Here is a 19588-nt window from a genome sequence, read left to right as displayed (position 1 = left end):
AACTTTTTATTTATTCGTTATTTTTTTTATCTTAATATTACTTCTGAATCTTCAATACTGAAATAAAAATATACTACAGTAAAATAAAAATCTACAACAGTAAAGTAATGATATGGGTTACTGGATAAAAAATACTAAATACCAGCATTAAATCACAGGAAAACGTAAAGATTATTATAAACAATAAGCTGTTTCATATAAATACTAAGCTAAATACAACACACAGTATTAATAATCTAAAGAATAGCGCAGTAAAAATAAACTCTCAAAATGTAGTAATAAAAATAAAATAACCGGTCGGAATAAATAAAACCGTAAAACAACGAATAAAAATATAGGGTTTTCCCGGTATTGAAATATTAAAAAAAATTATAATTTACATCTTTAAAAATAAAACCCAAAAAATGAAAAAAACTTATTTCCTAATGCTGTTGGCATTAGTGTTCTTTCTGTCCGGATGCAGAAGCGAAATAGAAAACATCTCTGCCGAAAGAGATATAGATCATGGAAAATCCAGAAATATTTCCCTTGAACAGCTCACTGCTGTGATGGGAAATAGTTTTACCTCGCAAATATCTGTTCCCAACCAGCTTTCTAAAAATTCACTTTCAGATTTCATTATAGATCCCGAAAAAATTGTACAGATAGACCACTCTTCTTCCTATACAAGCTTTTCAATGGCAGTAAAACCTGTACAAGAAGATAAAGAGTACGGCTTCTATAATCTGATTATTGAAAAGGATAACGGAGCCATTCATAAAACCATTTACAAGTACATCCCGGATATGGACTGGGCGATAAAATATCGAAACAATGAAACTGAGCCTTACAAAGGGAAAATACAGCTGGTCTATAAGGAAGCAGCTCCGGCAGCAACGCAGGGAAAGACCGAAAACTGCGAACAGTACATTTACCTTCCGTGTGAATACGGATATTATCATGATGATGCGCACTGCCAAGGAAGCGGATGGGTAATTTTAAAGATCGATAACTGTGGTGGTGAAGGCAGCAGTGGCGGCACAGGATATTACCCTGACCCCAACCTTCCTTATCATATCCCAATCAACGGAAGCGGAGCAGGCGGTGGCGGAACAATTGTTATCCCAATGGATAATGCAAGCCCGGAGTTTATACAGATGTACAATGCTCTTACCCCGGCACAAAAACAGTGGGCCAACAGTAATATGACCTTTTTTGTAAATACATACGACCTTTCTCTGGAAAATTACAGCTATGATTATGTGCAGGTAAATGCCTTTATAAAGTGGATGGTTAATTTCATGATGGAGAATCCAGATACGACTTGGCAGCAGTTTGAAAGTTGGTTTATAAGTGGCCAACTCGATTATCAGAATAGTTCAGATGTCGAATTTGCAGGAAATTTATCAACATTATCACATGATTTACTACTTGCAAATCAAAATAATACATTAACTCAGTTGCAAACAAATTGGCCTAATTGGGGAAAAATCAAGCAAAATATTAAAAATTCTATCGCGCAAGGTGTTCATCAAACAGCAAAAGTTGTAAAGACTTATTATGATGAAGTAAGCAGCAATCCATATACTAACAATGCTGCAACAAGAGTCGTATTAAATATGTATATTGATGCTCTGAGAAATGAAATAAAGCAAACTACCAATATGAATAAAGATACAATGAATTGGCAGGATTTATTTAACATATGGCTATTTGAGTTAATGCCAAACCCTTATAGCAGTATTAATTTTACATGGAATTCTAATGTTATAAATGGTAATAATTTATATAACTCTACTACTAATGCGGTATATACATTTCCGAAAGGAGATTATGAAGATCCTGTAACGCACAACAAAACTCCTTTAATTAATAAATTAAAAGCATCTCTTTCTAACAATAGTATTGGTGTCGGCACTATACTAAATGGGTATTTTAAATATGATTTTGCACAATACTATGCTACTTTATCAAATCAAAATATAGGGATACAAATGTTAGGTTCATATCCTATTAGAGCAAAAATAATATCTAAAAGCAATGGTGTTGCTGTAGTACAGTTTTATATATATAATGTTTTAGGCTGGGATTCAGCAACTAGATTTGTACAGAATGGACCAAAAACAATAGGTATTGTACCAGACAAAGAAATAGGAGAAGGGCTTCACTTAGGAGGTAATTTAATTAACACATTTACATGGGAAGAAACAATAATTTATTAACACTTTTATTACCACTCATTATCACTTCTTGTTTAAGTGATAATAAGAAGGAGTACACGAATGTTTACTGGCTGCCTAAAACTAAAGAACTTGCGGGAACTTACTTATTAGATAGACAGTTTCACGAAAAAGATAAATTAACAAGTGACTCAATAATTTTAGTTCTAAATGCAAACGGTAAATTTAAAGTCAGAAATTTTTTAAGCTTAGACAGTAATGACTATAACAATAATTTTGAATTCATTCCTTACGCAGAAGGAAAATGGAGCTTGGTAAAGAATCCTATTAGTTCAAAAGAAAATGATTACTCAACATCAATAATCATGGAATATACTGGCATATATGATAAATATAACAAATATGATAAGTATTTAAATAAAAATAATAAATTTTTAGAAATACAAGAAATGCAGATGAAGATAAGTGACAGCAGTTTTATATTTTGTTTTTTTACAGGTGATCCTGACCATAATAAGTATAGATATTATTTTAATCAGATTAAGAAATAGGAGAAGGTTTACATTTTTAGGTGACAATTTAATAAATACATACACATGGAAAGAAATTATAATATTTTAACACTCCTATTTGCTAGTTGGTTTTTATGTAATTGTGAATATAAAGAGTTTCCAGATGATCTTCCAGATTATTATATTCCTTTAAAGAAGCTGCAGGTGAGTATGTGCATATTCCATATCAAAATACTGAATATGGGATAGATGATTATAGATATCTTAATCTTAAACAGGGAGATACTTTGAAATTAGAAATTAAAAGTGATTCAACATTTGTATTCAATTATTTTTACCATGATAGAGCTATTAAAACAGAAAATTTCGCTGGTAAATTTACGACATACCCTATTCATAAAAATATATTGATTTTCAAAAATTATCCTGATGGCTTGCAATATATGGGTTTTACAAATGGATTTAAAAAAGGAGAAAAGTATATTTCTACATTCGTTTAAAATCTCCGGATGATAGAGATTATTAATATACGTTATATTTCCAAAAGATAAAATAGCTTAAAATGCTAGAAAAATTTAAAACAATTAAAATAATTATTATAAAACAAATATGAAAAAAGTATCGATATTTTTTATGTTATTAATTGCATTGAGTATTAGCGCTCAAGATATTCAAAAAATTAAACCAGTAGGAAAAGCAAATAAAACTTTGAATCCTAAAATTCCATATATATACATTAAGGGATATTTTGATTATAGTATAGTGCAATCGTCCTCAATTATTAACAAACCAGTCAATGTACTGAAATTTAATAGGGTCTTTTCTTCCCTATATACCAAGAAATTTATGTTTGACAAATTCGGAATGTGGGATAAAGAAATTCGTCCTACAGAAAAAAATAATCTGATTCTTTTTTGGGAAAAAAGAAAACTTTTTGACGATGATAATTCCCTATATAACGTATTTGTTTATGGAGAAGAAGGTCATGATGAGATTTATGCGGCTGTATTAGTTCTTAATGAGAAAAATGAAGACTGTCTGCATGAAGAAAGCCCTTATAAAGAAAAGGTAATCAAATATTTTTCAGAAGGCATACAACAGCTTAGCGATGATAAAACATTCTATAATATCTATTGGGGAAAGATTAATAAATATTCAAGTACTAAAAACAAAAAATAAAATAAAACTAATTTTGGAACTGCGAATAATTATAAAAGGCTAAAAAAATTGCAACAATAGAATTAATTATCATATTGTGCTATTTTATTTATAAAATTTACAAAAAGCTAAAATAAACAGACCGCAGAAAATCTCTGCGGTTTTTTTATTTGATTCATAGTATTATAAATACATATAATTATATTTGCATATACTAAAAGATATTATGAATCCGCTATTTATTAAATTGTTTCAAAAAAATACAATACCGGCGACATAAGACCTTTATAAAAATAATTGCTGCATATGAAAAATAAATTCTTGTTATTAGGAATGGCTCTGGCTGCGCTTTCCGCCTGTAAGACGGCTTCTCCGTTGCAGGTAACGGATGTACAGACCCAAAAGAATATTTCTATTAATAATGAGCTAAAAAATGATGAGGAGTTTGTAAAAGTTATTGAACCCTATAAACAAAAGCTGGATAAAGAGATGAACCAAAAAATCTCTTATACCGCAGTAGATCTTAACAAACAGGGAGACAACAGCAATCTGGGAAATCTTTTAGCAGACTATACTTTTGACGGCGCTCAGGCGTGGGCCCAAAAAAATCTCAATAAAAATATCGACGCTGCCCTTATCAATATCGGAGGCATCCGCACAAGCATCGGTAAAGGAGATATCCTGCTCAAAAGTGTGTTTGAAGTAATGCCTTTTGAAAATGAAGTGATCATCGTAAAAATGAAAGGTTCAGATGTTCAGGGACTTTTTGATTATTATGCAAAAACACAGGTAAATAATCCCGTTTCGCATTTATACATTGAAACCAACAACGGACAGCTTACAAAGTCTCTCATTAACGGAAAAAAGGTAAATGCTGATCAGGAATATTATATTGCCACCTCAGATTATCTGGCTTTGGGAGGTGATAACATGAAATTTTTTTCAAAGGGGCAAATGATCCCTACCGGAATAAAACTCAGAGATCTTTTTATTGATTATTTTAAAAAAAATCCTGAAGTAAATCCCGCTACAGATATTCGTTTAAATTTTATCGGCAAGAAATAATGGACAGAAAGAGTTTTTTAAAAGCAATAGGCGGCGGGACTTTGGCAATGGCTTTAGCTCCAAATATGATGATGGCAGAAGAACTGAAGATTGCTGATGTGAAATTAGCAACTAAACTGACCATTCTCCACACCAACGATCAGCACAGCAGAATAGAACCTTTTGATGCAAGCTACACCAAAAATCCTAATCAGGGAGGTTTTGCAAGAAGGGCAAGCCTTATACAGCAAATCAGGAGTCAGGAATCTAATGTACTGCTTCTTGATTCGGGAGATATTTTTCAGGGAACACCTTATTTCAATTTTTTCGGTGGTGAACTGGAATTCAGATTAATGTCTATGATGAAATATGATGCTTCCACCATGGGAAATCATGATTTTGATAACGGTCTGGACGGATTTTTAAAGGTTTTGCCAAATGCAAAGTTTCCTTTTATATGTTCCAATTACGATTTTAAAAATACCGTTCTGGACGGGAAAACTTCACCTTATAAAATCTTTAATAAAAACGGGATCAAAGTAGGGATTTTCGGAGTCGGAATTCAGCTGGACGGCCTTGTAGGCAAGAAGCAGTATGGTGAAACGGTGTATTCTGATCCCGTAGATGTAGCGCAACACTACTCTAACTTCCTTAAGAATGAAGAGAAGTGTGATCTTGTGATCTGTCTTTCGCACATCGGGTACGACTACAAGGACGAGCCGGATAAAATAAGCGATAAGATTCTGGCTGCCAAAACTGAAAATATTGACCTTATCTTAGGCGGTCATACACATACTTTCCTTCCCGAGCCTCAGACTTTTGTCAACCGCCAAGGTAAAAATGTGCTTGTCAACCAGGTAGGGTGGGCAGGACTTCTGTTGGGAAGAATAGATTTCTTTTTTGATACAAATAAAAACATAAAACATATTGCCTGGAATAATCAGGTAATAGACAGCAGTATAATAGCATAAGCATGAAAAAACTCTCTTTAATTTCTCTTGGTATTTTGGCATCCCTGCACGTTGCAAATGCACAGACTATTTCTTCAAAAAAATGGGCAGACCTGTTTTCTTATAATAACGTTACCGCTATGAAAGAAGATAACGGAAAAATAGTTGCAGCAGCAGAAAACGGGATCTTTTATTATACAATTTCATCAGGCGAAATTACCAAGCTGTCTAAAGCAAACGGCTTGCATGAGGTTAAAATTTCAGCATTCGATTACAACCCGCAGAATAAAATTGCCCTCGTAGGCTATCAGAACGGATCTCTGGATGTTATTGCTCCCGACGGAATAACCTATGTTGTAGATATTCCTATTGCTACAGGATACAACGGAAGCAAAAGAATCAATCATATCTCAATAACCGGCGATCTGGCTGTTATTTCAGCAGGCTATGGCGTTTCTATTTTTGATCTTAAGAAAAAAGAGTTTAAAGATTCTGCTTTCTTTTTATCCGGAGGGGTATATGAAGCAAGTAATGAAGCTACAATTTTTGGAAATAAAGTATTCTCGGTAACCAACACAGGTCTTAAAAGCCACGAAATGAATACAACGTTTCCTGTTTTCAATACCTGGACAACCGAAATGGCAGGAGCATTCAAACATATTGATTCTGAAGGCGTTTTGAGCTTTTCATCAGCTACAACAGCCTATCTTTACAACAGCGGAATTTCCACTCCTCTATCACAAACTTTTGGCAATGTACGGGATGTTGTAGTGAACAGCAACAACATTATTGTAACAGATGTAAATAGGGTTTATACTTTCAATACCAGCGGAAATTTCAATAATACCGTAAGCTTTGGGGAAGAATGTAACACAGCAACTACGGTTGGCAGCAGTGTTTATGGCGGTACAGTGTTATCAGGAATAAAAAATGAAAGTAATAATTCCTTCAAACCAGACGGACCGTACTTCAACTATGCTTACAAACTGAGCCTGTATGGTGAAAATCAGCTTCTGGTATCTACAGGAGGAAGGGAAAACAGGTTTAATACCGCGGTCAGTAACCCTAAAAATCCTGGTTTTTATTATTTCAATGGTATGGAATGGATCTATCCTTCCTACTTTATAGGAAATACCACCAGGTTTAATGTGCTCGATGTGGTATCAGATCCTGCAAGTCCGGATGACATTTTCTTTACCAATTATGTTACTGCACCGGGAAGAGGGGTATATAAAATGAAATATAATTCGGCAACCAAAGATTTCACTTTTACTAAAAACTATAATTTAGGAACTGATAATTTTTCTGCAAGACGTGCTGTAGGAATGACGTTTGATGATGCTAACAATCTTTTTGTAACCATTGCTTTTTCCAGTGACGGACCGGATGTCGGGCAGCTTACAGCAATTGGAGCGTATGACAGAGCAACCGATGATTTCCTTATAAAAAATACGACATCATTAGGCGCCGCACAGAAGCCTTTGTTTTATGAAGGATTATTATGGATTCCTATTCCGAGGCTGAGTGCACTTATTGCTTATGACGCAAAAAAGACGGTAAATACTTCTGATGATACTGCCTATATTTTGAATCAGTCGAATGGTTTCGACTCCAACTCAGGCGGAAATATTTCCGTAGCATTAGACAAATCAGGAGATGCCTGGATAGGAGGAGATTTAGGACTGCGGGTTTTACCTAACGCCACTTCAGCTGTTAAAACTCCGGCCAGTGCAACTGTAGAACCTATTGTTATTGAACAGAATGGTATTGGGGAAGAGCTTTTCAGAGATTCCCAGATTTTACAGATTGAAGTTGATGCCGGAGATCAAAAATGGGTTTCCGTTGATGGCGGAGGCGTATATTACTTATCCGCTGACGGACAGCGCACCATAAAGCGTTTTACTAAAGAAAACTCTCCTTTACCTACCAACAGTATTACCGATATAAAGGTTGACAGAAAAACAGGGAAAGTATACTTTGCATCTTATGACGGCATTGTAACCTATCAGGGAGATGTAGCAGATGTTACTTCAGGCTTCGGAAATGTACTTGTGTACCCGAATCCCGTGGTATATTCTAACTTTAAAGGAAAGGTTACCATAAAAGGTCTTGCCGAAGTTACAAATATCAGAATTGCTGATGCAGCAGGTAATGTAGTACACTCTGCTGTAGCAAGAGGCGGATACTATGAATGGGATCTCAATAACCAGAGAGGCGTAAGAGTAGCTTCCGGAATATATTTTGTCCTGATGACGAATGAAGATGGTTCCGATAAAGCAACGGCAAAAATTGCGGTAGTTAATTAATGAATTCACAAAAAGGATTTTTATTATCATATATAAAATACGGTGAAAACGATGCAGTACTGCATTGTTTTACAGAAGACGAGGGGTTTCAGTCTTATTTTCTGAAGGGTATCTATACCCGGAAGAATAAGAAAAAAGCCCTGCTTCTTCCCTTAAGTAAACTTAACTTTTCTCTGCTCCCCGTAAGAGGGAACGGAATACAGACTATTTTCCGGTTCGAGATGATAAAAAGCAACGATATTTATACGGATATACGGTGTAACTCGGTTGTGTTTTTTATTTCGGATTTTCTGAACCAGAATCTAAGGCATGAAAACAAAAACCATCACATTTTCTTTTGCCTTGAAGAGTTAATTGATGAGCTGGAAAACGGAAACTATCAGTCTCATTTGATTTTCCTGATTAAAATTCTGAAAATTCAGGGAGTAGCTCCTCTTTTGAACGGCCGGCAGTTTCTGGATCCCGAAACAGGAACATTTTCATCCGAAAGCATGCATCAGATTTTTAATGAAGATATTTCCTCCATATGGCAGGCAGTTCTTGCCGCAGAACATCCTTACCGGATCAAGATACCATCGTCTTACAGAAAAGATTTTCTTGATAGCATTTTGGTGTATTATCATTACCACATTACAGACTTCAGAATTCCTGCATCGCTGGAGGTCATTCAGCAGATCTTTGAATAAACATGATGTAAATTCTTATTGTATTGATTTAGGTTAAAAATTTAATGTTCAGCTATTTTCTTCCGGCATTTCGGTTTCAGATTCTGCAATTTCTTTTTTTGAAAAACGAGGCATAAGGATTTTTGCAATCAGGCCAGTCCAGCCTGTCTGGTGTGAAGCACCTACTCCACGCCCGTTGTCTCCGTGGAAATATTCGTAAAAAAGAATATAATCCTTAAAATCCGGATCAGTCTGAAATCTTGGGTATTGCCCGTTAAACGGACGGTTTCCGTTTTCGTCTTTTAAAAATATCTTTGCCAGCCTCTTGCTCAGTTCGTCTGCAATCTGATCAAGATTTAAGAAATTTCCGCTTCCTGTAGGATATTCTACAAGAAAATCCGGACTGTAATAAAAGAAAAAACGCTGCAGGCTTTCAATAATTAAAAAATTAATGGGAAACCATACCGGACCGCGCCAATTGCTGTTTCCCCCGAAGAGCCGGCTATCACTCTCCGCTGGTGTATACTTTACGGTGTAGTCTGTACCATTCAGATGAAGGCTAAACGGATTATTTTCATATTCCTTAGAAAGAGCACGAACGCCGAATTCACTAAGAAACTCATCAGGATTCAGCATTCTGTGGAGAAGCCTTTTTAAGCGATGTCCCCGAAGAAGAGAAAGCAAATGTTTTGAATCTTCTCCTTTTACTTCCCAATGAGAAACCAAAGCCGCCAGCTCCGGTTTATTATCCAAAACCCACTGCATTCTTTTTTTAAAGTTCGGAAGATTTTCAATCATTTCATCATCAATAACCTCTACTGCAAACATGGGAATAAGCCCCACGATGGTTCTCATTTTTAAATACATATGATTATTCTCACCCAAAGAAAGAGCATCATAAAAGAACTCATCCTCTTCATCCCAGAGACTGAAGCATTCGTCTCCCATATTGTCAAGAGAATTTGCAATGGCGAGAAAATGTTCAAAGAATTTTATGGCCATTTCCTCGTAGACATTGTTGTATACGGCCAATTCAAGAGCAATTCTCATCATATTCAGGGCAAACATGGCCATCCAGCTTGTACCATCTGATTGTTCCAGATGTTCCCCGTGGGGAAGCGGTGTATTTCTGTCGAAAACTCCGATGTTATCAAGTCCTAAAAATCCGCCTTCAAAGATATTATTGCCGTTGTTATCTTTTTTGTTGACCCACCACGTAAAATTCATCAGCAGTTTTTGAAACGCACTTTCCAGAAACTGCAGGTCGGGTTTTCCTGTCAGATATTCATCAATTTTAAAAACCCTGAAAACGGCCCATGCGTGAACCGGGGGATTAACATCATTAAAATTCCATTCATAGGCAGGAAGCTGTCCGTTAGGATGCATATACCATTCGAAAAGAAATAGTTTCAGCTGTTGCTTTGCAAAGTCAGGGTCAATCAATGAAAAGCTTATGGTATGAAAAGCAAGATCCCATGTCGCATACCATGGGTATTCCCATTTATCAGGCATGGAAATAATATGTTCATTGTTGAGGTGCTTCCACTGGAAGTTCCGGATCTTCTCGCGTAATTTTGGCGGTTGCGGCTGTGCAGGATCGCCTTTCATCCACTTTTCAACATTGTAATGATAAAACATTTTGCTCCAGAGCATACCTGCGAATGCCTGTCGCTGTATTAATTTTTCATCTTCTGTAGCAATTCCTTTCTGGATTTCTTGATAAAATTCGTCGGCTTCCTGTTTTCTAAGTCTGAAAATTTCATCAAAGTTTGAAAAAGGCTTTTTTAAATCTTTATCCGACAGTCTGAATTCAAAAACTTTTTCTTCTTTAGGATTAAAAATTTCATCAATCAGGAATGCCGCTTTGGTACCAAAGTGTTTCGGATTCACCGACCGTGAATTTTCGTTGATTATAAAATCATTGATCCCATCCTTGGTGTAATGTGTTTCTTTCGGGTACTGATATAGTTTTTCGTTATTGGTCTCATTATCACAAAACAAAACTTTTTCCGGGTGATCTGCATAGAAATTTTTGACTTCTAAATCCTTGTGAAAAATTTTAACGGAGTCTGCTTCTTCAGCATTCATTTGAGGAATATAGTCATCATAGCCCCAGCGCCACGTATTTCGGAACCATAAAGTCGGAAGGATAACCAAAGGAGCATTGTTATCTGATTTATTGATAATCGTTAATTTGATCAGAATATCCTGAGAGTTGGCTTTTGCATACTCCACGAAAATGTCGAAATATTCATTTTTATCAAAAATACCGGTATCAATCAGCTCATATTCAGAGTCTTGCTTACCTCTTTCGGCATTTGTTTTAATGAGGTCTTCGTATGGAAATTCATTTTGAGGATATTTGTACAGCATCTTCATGTAAGAATGTGTGGGCGTGGAATCGAGATAGTAATAATATTCCTTCACATCTTCTCCGTGATTACCCTGCCCATTGGTAAGACCAAAGAACCTTTCTTTGACCATTTTATCTTTCTTGTTCCAAAAACCGAAAGAAAATACCAGCTTCTGAAAATCATCACAGATTCCGCAGATACCTTCTTCTCCCCAACGGTAGGTTTTTGCTTCTGCATCATCGTGTGTCGTATAGTTCCAGGCATCGCCGTCTGCACTGTAATCTTCACGCACCAGTCCCCACTCACGGTTGCTGACGTAAGGACCCCACTTTTTCCAGGCGATATCGGTAAGTCTTTCTTTTTCTTTCATACTGCTGTTTATGATTGATTAATGATGATTGATAGCTGATGGATTAATGATGTTTTTCGTTCTGAAAGCATTGAAGTGCATTATATTCTTTATGAACCGCAATGCTACACAAATTATTTATCATCCTTCCATATTAGATAAACAAGGCCGTTTCACTTATTCGAAATACAGGGGACATTGTAGAGCTTTATTTAAATTGACCAAAAGAGCTTGTTTATTCACATTGAAATGGCTTTCTTTTATACTTTGCCGAACATGCGCCCCGGATTGAACGGCCTGTTTGAGCTCTTTTTCTGTTTTTTTCGGCGGCGGCAAAGCCGACGCCGAAAAAAACAGAAAAAAGCGAGTAGTGAAAGCCGGAAATGTGCGCCCCAATTTTAACCTCCTGTGGAAAAGCTTTCAAAAGTGGTCATGGCTCCGTCTACAAAGATGCTTGCTCCCGAAATATAATCTGCGAGATCACTGGCCAGAAATACGGCGAGATTACCGATATCTTCCGGTTTACCGATTCTGTTGTAAGGAACAAGATTCATTAAAGAATTCAGGGCTTCAGGGGTGCTCCACGCATCTTTATTTATCGGTGTCTGGATTGCTCCGGGACAAATGGAATTGACACGGATTTTATCGGCTCCGTATTCCTGGGCAAGCGTCTGCATCAGCATTCGGATTGCTCCTTTGCTGGCTGCATAATTGGCATGTCCTGCCCACGGAATGACTTCATGAACCGAACTGATATGAATGATTTTACCACAGGCAACAGACCGCGATGCATCAATACCCCGGCGGAGAAATTCTTTAATTGCTTCCCTTGCACATAAAAACTGACCCGTAAGATTGATATTGATGACCGTATTCCATTGATCAAGGGTCATTTCCGTGAATTTAGCATCTTTCTGAACACCCGCATTGTTGATGAGAATATCAACCGTCCCAAATTGGGAAATGACATCCCGGAACATTCTGATTACCTGCTCTTCACTGGAAACATCACATTGATAAATAATCCCGTTTCCTCCGGCGTCTGTTATTTCTTTTAAAACTTTATTGGCTTCATCTGTAGAATGTTCTGACGAATGATTTACGATGACGGTGGCTCCGGCTGCAGCAAGAGATTTTGCAATTCCTGAGCCTATTCCGCTGGAGGCTCCGGTGACAATAGCGACCTGGTTTCTGAGAGAAATTTCCATGTTTTATTATTTGATGTTACTTAAATTTAGCTGAAAGGATCACGCCAAACATAAAAATTTCACTTAAAAAATTCTTAAAGTTTTTTGTACAGGATATGTTGTGGCCCGCTTCTTCCTATTCTGGTTTTTCCCTCATCCCGGTAGCCGGTTCTTCGGTATAAGTGATAAGCAGAGGCATTGTTCTGGTTTACGGCCAGAACGATTTCGTCACAATCTTTAAAATTCTCACGGACAAATTCATCAAGCTGAATCATCGCCTGTTTTCCGATGCCTTTTCCCTGCATTTCGGGATTTATGGAAAATGAACGCAGCAACATCGCGTCTTTATTATCAGTAAGTTCAAGCTTGTCATCTCCAAAATCCAGCACAAAAAATCCGCAGGGATCTTCATCTTTAAGAATGGTTATCGGGAATGCAAGGGTATCTTCCCTTTCCTCAATTCTTTGCAATGCCTGCTCTGCAGTGGCCGTATATTGCAACTGATTTTCATCCAGCGTATAATTTACTCCGGGAAAATCCTTTGGTTCATAAAATTTTAAGTGTACCATATTTTAGTGATGATAAATGTCTTCGTACATAACTCCGGCGCGGATCTCTACGGGCAATTTGTTTTCTTCCGGAACAATCGGGCAATTATAATCGTACGCATTGTAAGCACAGTAAGGCTGATAAGACGTATTAAAATCCAGAATAATGGTATTGCCTTCAGGAATTTTGAGATCCATATATTTTCCGCCGCCGTACGTTTCTATTCCGTTGGTGGCATCCCGGAATGGTAAAAACAGATAGTCTTTGTATTTTTTTTGTTTGAGTAAATCCAAACTTTGGTAAATATTTAACGTATATGATTTTCCATTAAGATCAAAAGTCGCTTTACCATATTCTCTGTATGATTTTGTTTTTCCGGAAGATGTGGGAAGATCAAATGGTTCCGCATTTTCCGTTCTGGTAAATTTTGCGGTAATTCTGTATTTTATATCAATCGGGAAGAAAGGATGTTGTCTGAAATTTTTAAAGTTGTCTCCTCTCAAAGGTGTTTCTTTGGGATTGAGGTATTCTTCATTCAGCTCTTTCTGAAATTTTTTCACCAAGGCTTCTTCTTTGGCGTTTTTTTGGGAGAAAATCAGCACAGGCAAAATTAGGAGTATGAGTATATAATTTTTCATGATAAATATTTAACCATTAAGAATGAATTAAGAATAAATTTCCTCTTAACAGTTTACTATATGTAGGATTCTGAAATTTTCACCCGGTAAATATCTGACGAATTTCTTTTGATCGATTCTACAAAAAAGCCGCCTTCTTCAGGAATGACTTCTTTAAGGTCGAAACTTTTACAGTCTTTCGGGAGCCCTGAAAAAACAAGGGTAAACCAAAAGTCTTTCATAAAAGGAACCGCAGTCCAGTTCGGATAAATGGTGATATTTTCTGCATGAATGAGTCTGCTTTTATGATCCGACTGGTTATCGAAAAGATAGGTTGAATGCCAGATTCTGATCAGGTTTCCCAGAAAGGGCGAAGCGGGAAAACAACAGTGTACGATGACCTGCTGCTCTTCCTGAACTTCTGTCTGAAGGGATTCCAGTAATTCTTTGACGATAACCGGCTTTGCAATGGTTTCTGACATAGTGATGAATAATGAGCAATAAGTAATGAGTAATTTTGTAAGACTTATCATTACTCATCACCAATTGCTCATGCTTATAATTAATATTTAAGTTCTAATTTTTCTTTTGTATAATTTCTTACTTTTTCGGTAAGTTCGGGGTTTGCACCTAATTTTTGTCCATATGACGGGATCATTTCCATCAGCTTATCTTTCCATTCTCCGTTCAGTTTTTCCGGGAAACATCTTTCCAATACATTCAGCATGGCGTAAACGGCTGTTGAGGCACCTGGCGAAGCTCCCAACAATGAAGCGATAGTTCCCTTTTTGTTAACCACTACTTCCGTCCCGAATTCCAGTTTCCCACCATCTTTTTCGTCTTTTTTAATGATCTGTACCCTTTGTCCGGCCACTTTAAGCTCCCAGTCTTCTTCTTTAGCATCTTTGATGAACTCTCTCAAATGCTGCATTCTCTGAGCTTTGGTCATAGCGACCTGCTGAATAAGATATTTCGTTAAGGGAATATTGTGCCACCAGGCTCCGAAAAGGGATCGCAGATTTTTTGTATTAACACTTTCCGGAAGATCAAGATAGCTTCCTTCTTTAAGAAATTTGGTTGAGAATCCTGCGAAAGGTCCGAAAAGCAAAGCTTTTTCGCCATCTATAATTCTAAGATCAAGGTGAGGAACCGACATTGGCGGAGCATCCACCGTTGCCTGTGTATACACTTTTGCGTGGTGTTTTTCTACTAATTCCTGATTATGGCTTACGAGCCATTCTCCGGAAACCGGAAAGCCGCCATAGCCTTCACTTTCTTTAATATCCGAGCTATCCAATAAAGGTAAAGCATATCCTCCTGCTCCAATGAATAGAAAATCTGCCTCCACTTCCTGCTTATGGTTATGAATTCTGTCTTTCACTTTCATTTCCCAGGTTCCGTCTTCTTTAGGATCGATATCTTTAACTTCATGATACAGAAATACTTCAACGTTTGAATCTTCCAGCAAATGTCTTCCCATTTTTCTGGTGAGGGTACCAAAATTAACATCGGTTCCCAGATCCATTTTAGTGGCAGCCATCACTTCGGAACCGTTTCTTTTGCTCATGACAAGAGGAATCCATTCTTTCAGTTTTTCGTGATCCGTGGTGAATTCCATTCCTTTAAAAAGAACAGATTCTGACATTTTCTGATGTCTTTTCTTCAGGTATTCGGCATCTTTTTCTCCAAATACCAGACTCATATGAGGACACGAATTTATAAAATCTTTTGGTTGCTCGATGTAACCTTTAGTCAGGAGATAAGACCAGAACTGTTTTGAAATTTCAAACTGTTCGGCTATACTTTCAGCTTTGGAGATATCGATGGTCCCATCTGTTTTTTGCGGGGTATAATTAAGCTCACAAAACGCGGAGTGACCTGTTCCGGCATTGTTCCATGCAGCGGTGCTTTCTTTGGCAAATCTGCCAAGCCTTTCGAAAATAGCAATTTCAAGACCCGGATCAAATTCGTGTAATAAGGTAGCTAAAGTGGCACTCATAATTCCGCCACCTATGAGAACAACGTCGTATTTGGGTTTCGGCGTTCTGCCTGTAAGCGATTGTGACATAATTTAAATTTTATTATCTCAAAGTTCGGGAAAAGTTATTAAAATCATGGCCGGTTTATAGACTTTAACATGATTTTTAAAGTTGAAATAAATGATTCCGTTTGAGGTAATGCCAAAAAAGAAGCGTGATATTATTCAGATAAATTAATACTACCCGGAACAATATCACGCTAAAATTATTTAAGTAAAATACTAATTAAGTTTTGCCGTCAGTTTTTTAAACTGTTTTTCAGCATTTTTGCCTTCGTAAAGAATACCGTAAATGGTATCGACAATAGGAAGTTTTAAGCCTTTATCTTTTGATGTTTTATAAATGGAATCTGCTGCATAATACCCTTCTGCAATCATGTTCATCGACTGAATCGCTGATTTTACGGTGTATCCTTTCCCGATAAGATTTCCCAGGTTTCTGTTTCTTGAGAATAATGAATAGGCGGTTACGAGTAAATCTCCGAGATAAGCGCTTTCATTGACATCTCTCGGTGCTTCATAAATAGAGTCCAGGAACGTTTCCATTTCGCGGATGGCATTGGATACGAAAACGGCGGTAAAATTGTCTCCATACCCTAATCCGCTGGCAATACCGGCTCCAATTGCAAAAATATTTTTAAGGATCGCACTGTATTCATTCCCTAAAATATCTTTGCTTGAGTGAACTTTAATGAAATCCGAATTAAATATATTCACCAGCTTTTCGGAAACTTCATCTTCCACCGTTGCTACGGTAAGGTAAGATAATCTTTCCATCGCTACTTCTTCAGCGTGACATGGACCTGCAATGACGGCCTGATTGCGGAATCCTATTTTAAATTCTTCTCTTAAATAATGGGCTACAACATCATTTACTTTAGGAATGATTCCTTTAATGGCGGAAACAAAAATTTTGTTTTTGTAATCACAAGTCATTTTATCCAGTGTATCAGACAGGTAAATCGAAGGTGTCGCCAGAACAATGGTTTCACAGGCAGTGACAAGCTCGTTGATATCAGTGGTAAGCTTCAGATTTTTCAGGTTAAAATTAACTGCAGTAAGATAGGTCGGGTTATGCCCTCTCTGCTCAATGGCGCCTTTTACATATTCGTTTCTTACGCACCAATGTACTGTTTTACAGTTCTCAACCAGCATTTTTACGATAGCCGTTGCAAAACTTCCGCTTCCCACCACACCAACAGCCACATCGTTTTTGCTTTTTTTCGGGTTCGATTCTGTATTCGTTTTCTTTTTAGCCATAATAGAAATGTGAACTGCAAATATATTAAAACAAAGAATGATGAGGCATTTTCAGGGTATGATAAAATCCATTTTATTTTAAATTTAATATATCAGGACAATGAAATGTTTAATTCTGCGTTATTTAGATAAATATTTAATTTTTTGTTAAAAATAAGTTCCAAAATTTATTTTTAATTAAATTTGCAGGCTTAAAATCGTTTTGTAATTATACTAAGAGAAGAAAAAAATGAAAAAATTTCTAAGCAGCAAAAAGAACGTAAATGTACTTTTAGGAGGCCTTTTATTTGTCGTTTTTGCGCAAGGGATCTTCATTGCCAAATTGTACTCCGAAAAGGACGACAAGAACTATGAGGTGAACCTTGTGAAAATAAACACTGAAAAAGACAGTGTAGATTACTTAAAAATGAAAACGGATCTTACATTGGTAGATCAGACTGTAGCACAGCTCAACTCTTTCCTGAAATCAAAAGACGTGCCGAATGTAAAGCTGGAGATCCTTCGGAAAGACAGCATTTCCAACTCCGTTTATCTTGCGAAACAGGCCAACCGATACAGCCAGTACCTGATGGATATTCAGAAAAAACTGATGCAGGTTCCTTTGGGAATGCCTACGGAAGGATATATTTCGTCTAATTTCGGAATCAGAAAAAATCCTATTCCTTTTAAAACCGTTTTTGCTTCCGTGAAAAGCAATACGGCAAAGCCGGCAGCTGCTGCAGCGCCTGAAGTGAAAGCAGAACCTGTAGAAAAAATTATCGAAGTGACCGACAGCTATGGTGAGAAAAGACAGGTAAAGGTAATGGTAACTCCAAAAGCCACTCCTGCAGCTGCTCCAACTTCATCAACTGCCGCCGTTGCAACAAATACAAAACCTGCGGAGAAAAATAATCCTCCTGCTGAAGCAGACCAGATGCAGTTTCATAAAGGATTGGATATTGCCGTTCCTTTTGGTTCCGATGTGGTGGCTACTGCTGCAGGAACCGTTATTTTCTCGGGTCAGAAGGGTGGTTACGGAAATTGCGTTATTGTTTCCCATGGAAATGGTTTGGCAACGCTTTACGGGCATTTATCCCAGCTTGTTGCTAAAGTAAATGATAAAGTAAAAGTAGGACAGGTTATTGCCAAGTCCGGAAATTCCGGCCGTTCTACAGGACCTCATCTTCATTATGAGGTACACAAAAACAACAGCCCGGTAAACCCGAAGCTGTTCATGAATCTATAATTTATGGTTAATTATATTGATAGGATTTCGGCGGCACCTTTGGTGCCGCCGAAATTTTTTTGCTTATTTTATTGTTTTACTAGTATGCTGCTGTAAAACGCTGCCTGATGTGATTTCCCTGTTCAAGTTCATCTGCAAGAACTACTGCTACATCTTCTACCGAAAGAACACTTCTTCCGTTTTCATCAAATACAGGATTTTCCAGTGCAGTTCTGTATTTTCCCGTTCTTACACCGGCAGTTCCCTGATGCATTTCGATGGCAGGGCTGAAGAAAGTCCAGTCGAGGGTATTATTTTCTTTGATTTTGTTTAAATAATCTCTTGCAGCGGTGGCTCCCGGTTTGATTTCCGCAGGAAAATCCGGACCATCTACAAGCTGTTTTCCATCAATATATAAGCTTCCGGCTCCTCCTACGGTAATAAATCTGTTTACTCCTGACTTTTCAACCGCTTTTTCGATATTGATGGATCCGTTCAGGAAATCATCATATAAATTCGGATTTGTCCATCCGGCGTTAAATGCACTGATTACCGCATCATTCCCTTTCAGGGCTTCTGCCAGTTCGTCTATATTATTTACATCAACACTTTTTGCTTTTACATTATCATTCTGCTGAACTTTTGATGCGTCTCTTACGATCGCTTCGACTTCGTATCCTCTCTCTGATAATTCCTTTACAACCTGAGTTCCTACAAATCCTGTCGCACCGATTACTGCTACTTTTTTCATACTATTTTATTTTTAAATTAAACTGTAATATATTTTGTTACATTAATGTGTAAATTTTTTTATTTAAAACGATCACTGAATTCCTTCAGGCTTTTATCACCTAAAAAATTAAGAACCAATTGATCTGTTTCTGAAAATAATGCATCCAGATGCTGATTAATTTCTTTTCCTACCGGACAGGCAGGATTGGGGTTATTGTTTTTTTTTCCTAAAACTTCCGTATTCTTTACAGCCAGATAAATTTCAGAAATTTTTATTGCATCTGCATTTTTTGTAAGCCGGCTTCCCCCTTCTTTCCCCTGTCTGCTGCTGATTAATCCGGCTTCTCTCAAAACACTCAATTCTTTACGGACAACTACAGGATTAATATTAATACTTCCGGCCAGCCATTCTGAAGTAAGCCAGTCCTGCGGACTTTCCGCCAATAGGGTCATTATATGTATTGCCGTAGCAAATCTTGTATTGTTCATCGTAATTATTATACA

The 19588-nt window shown here is 37.0% G+C and carries 17 protein-coding genes; 8 read left to right on the top strand and 9 right to left on the bottom strand.

The annotated features are described in order from the left end of the window. Positions 1 to 404 precede the first annotated feature (404 nt). The 7 genes from ACYT6F_RS09540 to recO all read left to right on the top strand — a co-directional run bounded on the left by ACYT6F_RS09540 (position 405) and on the right by recO (position 8815). A complete protein-coding gene (locus tag ACYT6F_RS09540; protein ID WP_472600947.1) occupies positions 405 to 2201 on the top strand; it encodes a hypothetical protein in 1797 nt (598 codons plus the stop codon). Beyond that, the gene (locus tag ACYT6F_RS09535) at positions 2177 to 2710 is read left to right on the top strand and encodes a hypothetical protein (protein WP_472600946.1); all 534 of its coding nucleotides are present in this window, start codon (positions 2177 to 2179) and stop codon (positions 2708 to 2710) included. The genes ACYT6F_RS09540 and ACYT6F_RS09535 overlap by 25 nt, the downstream gene beginning before the upstream one ends. Before the next feature lie 570 nt (positions 2711 to 3280). Beyond that, the gene (locus ACYT6F_RS09530; protein WP_472600945.1) at positions 3281 to 3850 is read left to right on the top strand and encodes a hypothetical protein; all 570 of its coding nucleotides are present in this window, start codon (positions 3281 to 3283) and stop codon (positions 3848 to 3850) included. A 285-nt stretch (positions 3851 to 4135) separates the two neighbouring features. Next, complete coding sequence (locus tag ACYT6F_RS09525; RefSeq protein ID WP_472600944.1) at positions 4136 to 4894, top strand: 5'-nucleotidase C-terminal domain-containing protein; 759 nt, start codon at positions 4136 to 4138, stop codon at positions 4892 to 4894. Beyond that, positions 4894 to 5844 (top strand): bifunctional metallophosphatase/5'-nucleotidase, encoded by a 951-nt coding sequence (locus tag ACYT6F_RS09520; RefSeq protein WP_472600943.1) that lies wholly within the window; start codon positions 4894 to 4896, stop codon positions 5842 to 5844. The genes ACYT6F_RS09525 and ACYT6F_RS09520 overlap by 1 nt, the downstream gene beginning before the upstream one ends. A 2-nt stretch (positions 5845 to 5846) precedes the next feature. Next, positions 5847 to 8129: a type IX secretion system anionic LPS delivery protein PorZ gene (gene porZ / locus ACYT6F_RS09515; protein ID WP_472600942.1), complete on the top strand. Its 2283-nt coding sequence runs from the start codon at positions 5847 to 5849 to the stop codon at positions 8127 to 8129. After that, the gene (recO, locus tag ACYT6F_RS09510) at positions 8129 to 8815 is read left to right on the top strand and encodes a DNA repair protein RecO (RefSeq protein ID WP_472600941.1); all 687 of its coding nucleotides are present in this window, start codon (positions 8129 to 8131) and stop codon (positions 8813 to 8815) included. Before porZ ends, recO begins: the two co-directional genes overlap by 1 nt. Before the next feature lie 48 nt (positions 8816 to 8863). On the opposite strand, the gene ACYT6F_RS09505 is transcribed toward recO, so the two are convergent. The 7 genes from ACYT6F_RS09505 to ACYT6F_RS09475 all read right to left on the bottom strand — a co-directional run bounded on the left by ACYT6F_RS09505 (position 8864) and on the right by ACYT6F_RS09475 (position 17148). Then, on the bottom strand, positions 8864 to 11518 hold the full coding sequence (locus ACYT6F_RS09505) for an MGH1-like glycoside hydrolase domain-containing protein (RefSeq protein ID WP_472600940.1): 2655 nt from the start codon (positions 11516 to 11518) through the stop codon (positions 8864 to 8866). A gap of 377 nt (positions 11519 to 11895) precedes the next feature. After that, complete coding sequence (locus tag ACYT6F_RS09500) at positions 11896 to 12705, bottom strand: glucose 1-dehydrogenase (RefSeq protein WP_472600939.1); 810 nt, start codon at positions 12703 to 12705, stop codon at positions 11896 to 11898. A 74-nt stretch (positions 12706 to 12779) separates the two neighbouring features. After that, positions 12780 to 13253 carry a GNAT family N-acetyltransferase gene (locus ACYT6F_RS09495; protein WP_472600938.1) on the bottom strand — a complete coding sequence of 158 codons (474 nt, stop codon included), beginning with the start codon at positions 13251 to 13253 and terminating at the stop codon, positions 12780 to 12782. Positions 13254 to 13256: 3 nt separating this feature from the next. Beyond that, positions 13257 to 13871: a DUF1684 domain-containing protein gene (locus ACYT6F_RS09490; protein WP_472600937.1), complete on the bottom strand. Its 615-nt coding sequence runs from the start codon at positions 13869 to 13871 to the stop codon at positions 13257 to 13259. A 56-nt stretch (positions 13872 to 13927) separates the two neighbouring features. After that, positions 13928 to 14332 carry a hypothetical protein gene (locus ACYT6F_RS09485; protein WP_066436821.1) on the bottom strand — a complete coding sequence of 135 codons (405 nt, stop codon included), beginning with the start codon at positions 14330 to 14332 and terminating at the stop codon, positions 13928 to 13930. An 80-nt stretch (positions 14333 to 14412) separates the two neighbouring features. Continuing rightward, on the bottom strand, positions 14413 to 15918 hold the full coding sequence (mqo, locus tag ACYT6F_RS09480; RefSeq protein WP_472600936.1) for a malate dehydrogenase (quinone): 1506 nt from the start codon (positions 15916 to 15918) through the stop codon (positions 14413 to 14415). 192 nt (positions 15919 to 16110) lie between these two features. Next, positions 16111 to 17148 carry an NAD(P)H-dependent glycerol-3-phosphate dehydrogenase gene (locus ACYT6F_RS09475; RefSeq protein WP_472600935.1) on the bottom strand — a complete coding sequence of 346 codons (1038 nt, stop codon included), beginning with the start codon at positions 17146 to 17148 and terminating at the stop codon, positions 16111 to 16113. Between the two features lie 229 nt (positions 17149 to 17377). On the opposite strand from ACYT6F_RS09475, the gene ACYT6F_RS09470 reads away from it, so the two are divergent. Further along, positions 17378 to 18373, top strand: a complete 996-nt coding sequence (locus ACYT6F_RS09470; protein ID WP_472600934.1) for a M23 family metallopeptidase — start codon at positions 17378 to 17380, stop codon at positions 18371 to 18373. 79 nt (positions 18374 to 18452) lie between these two features. Here the strand turns inward: ACYT6F_RS09470 and ACYT6F_RS09465 are convergent, their stop codons facing one another. Both ACYT6F_RS09465 and ACYT6F_RS09460 read right to left on the bottom strand, forming a co-directional pair. Further along, a complete protein-coding gene (locus tag ACYT6F_RS09465) occupies positions 18453 to 19103 on the bottom strand; it encodes an NAD(P)-dependent oxidoreductase (protein WP_472600933.1) in 651 nt (216 codons plus the stop codon). Positions 19104 to 19162: 59 nt separating this feature from the next. After that, entirely contained in the window at positions 19163 to 19573 is a 411-nt protein-coding gene (locus tag ACYT6F_RS09460; RefSeq protein WP_472600932.1) for an Rrf2 family transcriptional regulator, read from the bottom strand. Positions 19574 to 19588: the final 15 nt, after the last annotated feature.

It is taken from the genome of Chryseobacterium sp. NG-CE01 (assembly GCF_055695505.1).
This window is presented reverse-complemented; position numbering and strand designations above follow the sequence as displayed.

Excerpts from the sequence above, each read along its gene's own strand:
- ACYT6F_RS09540 (WP_472600947.1), top strand. The coding sequence starts at position 405 with ATGAAAAAAACTTATTTCCTAATGCTGTTGGCATTAGTGTTCTTTCTG.
- ACYT6F_RS09535 (WP_472600946.1), top strand. The coding sequence starts at position 2,177 with ATGGGAAGAAACAATAATTTATTAACACTTTTATTACCACTCATTATC.
- ACYT6F_RS09530 (WP_472600945.1), top strand. The coding sequence starts at position 3,281 with ATGAAAAAAGTATCGATATTTTTTATGTTATTAATTGCATTGAGTATT.
- ACYT6F_RS09525 (WP_472600944.1), top strand. The coding sequence starts at position 4,136 with ATGAAAAATAAATTCTTGTTATTAGGAATGGCTCTGGCTGCGCTTTCC.
- ACYT6F_RS09520 (WP_472600943.1), top strand. The coding sequence starts at position 4,894 with ATGGACAGAAAGAGTTTTTTAAAAGCAATAGGCGGCGGGACTTTGGCA.
- porZ (WP_472600942.1), top strand. The coding sequence starts at position 5,847 with ATGAAAAAACTCTCTTTAATTTCTCTTGGTATTTTGGCATCCCTGCAC.
- recO (WP_472600941.1), top strand. The coding sequence starts at position 8,129 with ATGAATTCACAAAAAGGATTTTTATTATCATATATAAAATACGGTGAA.
- ACYT6F_RS09505 (WP_472600940.1), bottom strand. The coding sequence starts at position 11,518 with ATGAAAGAAAAAGAAAGACTTACCGATATCGCCTGGAAAAAGTGGGGT.
- ACYT6F_RS09500 (WP_472600939.1), bottom strand. The coding sequence starts at position 12,705 with ATGGAAATTTCTCTCAGAAACCAGGTCGCTATTGTCACCGGAGCCTCC.
- ACYT6F_RS09495 (WP_472600938.1), bottom strand. The coding sequence starts at position 13,253 with ATGGTACACTTAAAATTTTATGAACCAAAGGATTTTCCCGGAGTAAAT.
- ACYT6F_RS09490 (WP_472600937.1), bottom strand. The coding sequence starts at position 13,871 with ATGAAAAATTATATACTCATACTCCTAATTTTGCCTGTGCTGATTTTC.
- ACYT6F_RS09485 (WP_066436821.1), bottom strand. The coding sequence starts at position 14,332 with ATGTCAGAAACCATTGCAAAGCCGGTTATCGTCAAAGAATTACTGGAA.
- mqo (WP_472600936.1), bottom strand. The coding sequence starts at position 15,918 with ATGTCACAATCGCTTACAGGCAGAACGCCGAAACCCAAATACGACGTT.
- ACYT6F_RS09475 (WP_472600935.1), bottom strand. The coding sequence starts at position 17,148 with ATGGCTAAAAAGAAAACGAATACAGAATCGAACCCGAAAAAAAGCAAA.
- ACYT6F_RS09470 (WP_472600934.1), top strand. The coding sequence starts at position 17,378 with ATGAAAAAATTTCTAAGCAGCAAAAAGAACGTAAATGTACTTTTAGGA.
- ACYT6F_RS09465 (WP_472600933.1), bottom strand. The coding sequence starts at position 19,103 with ATGAAAAAAGTAGCAGTAATCGGTGCGACAGGATTTGTAGGAACTCAG.
- ACYT6F_RS09460 (WP_472600932.1), bottom strand. The coding sequence starts at position 19,573 with ATGAACAATACAAGATTTGCTACGGCAATACATATAATGACCCTATTG.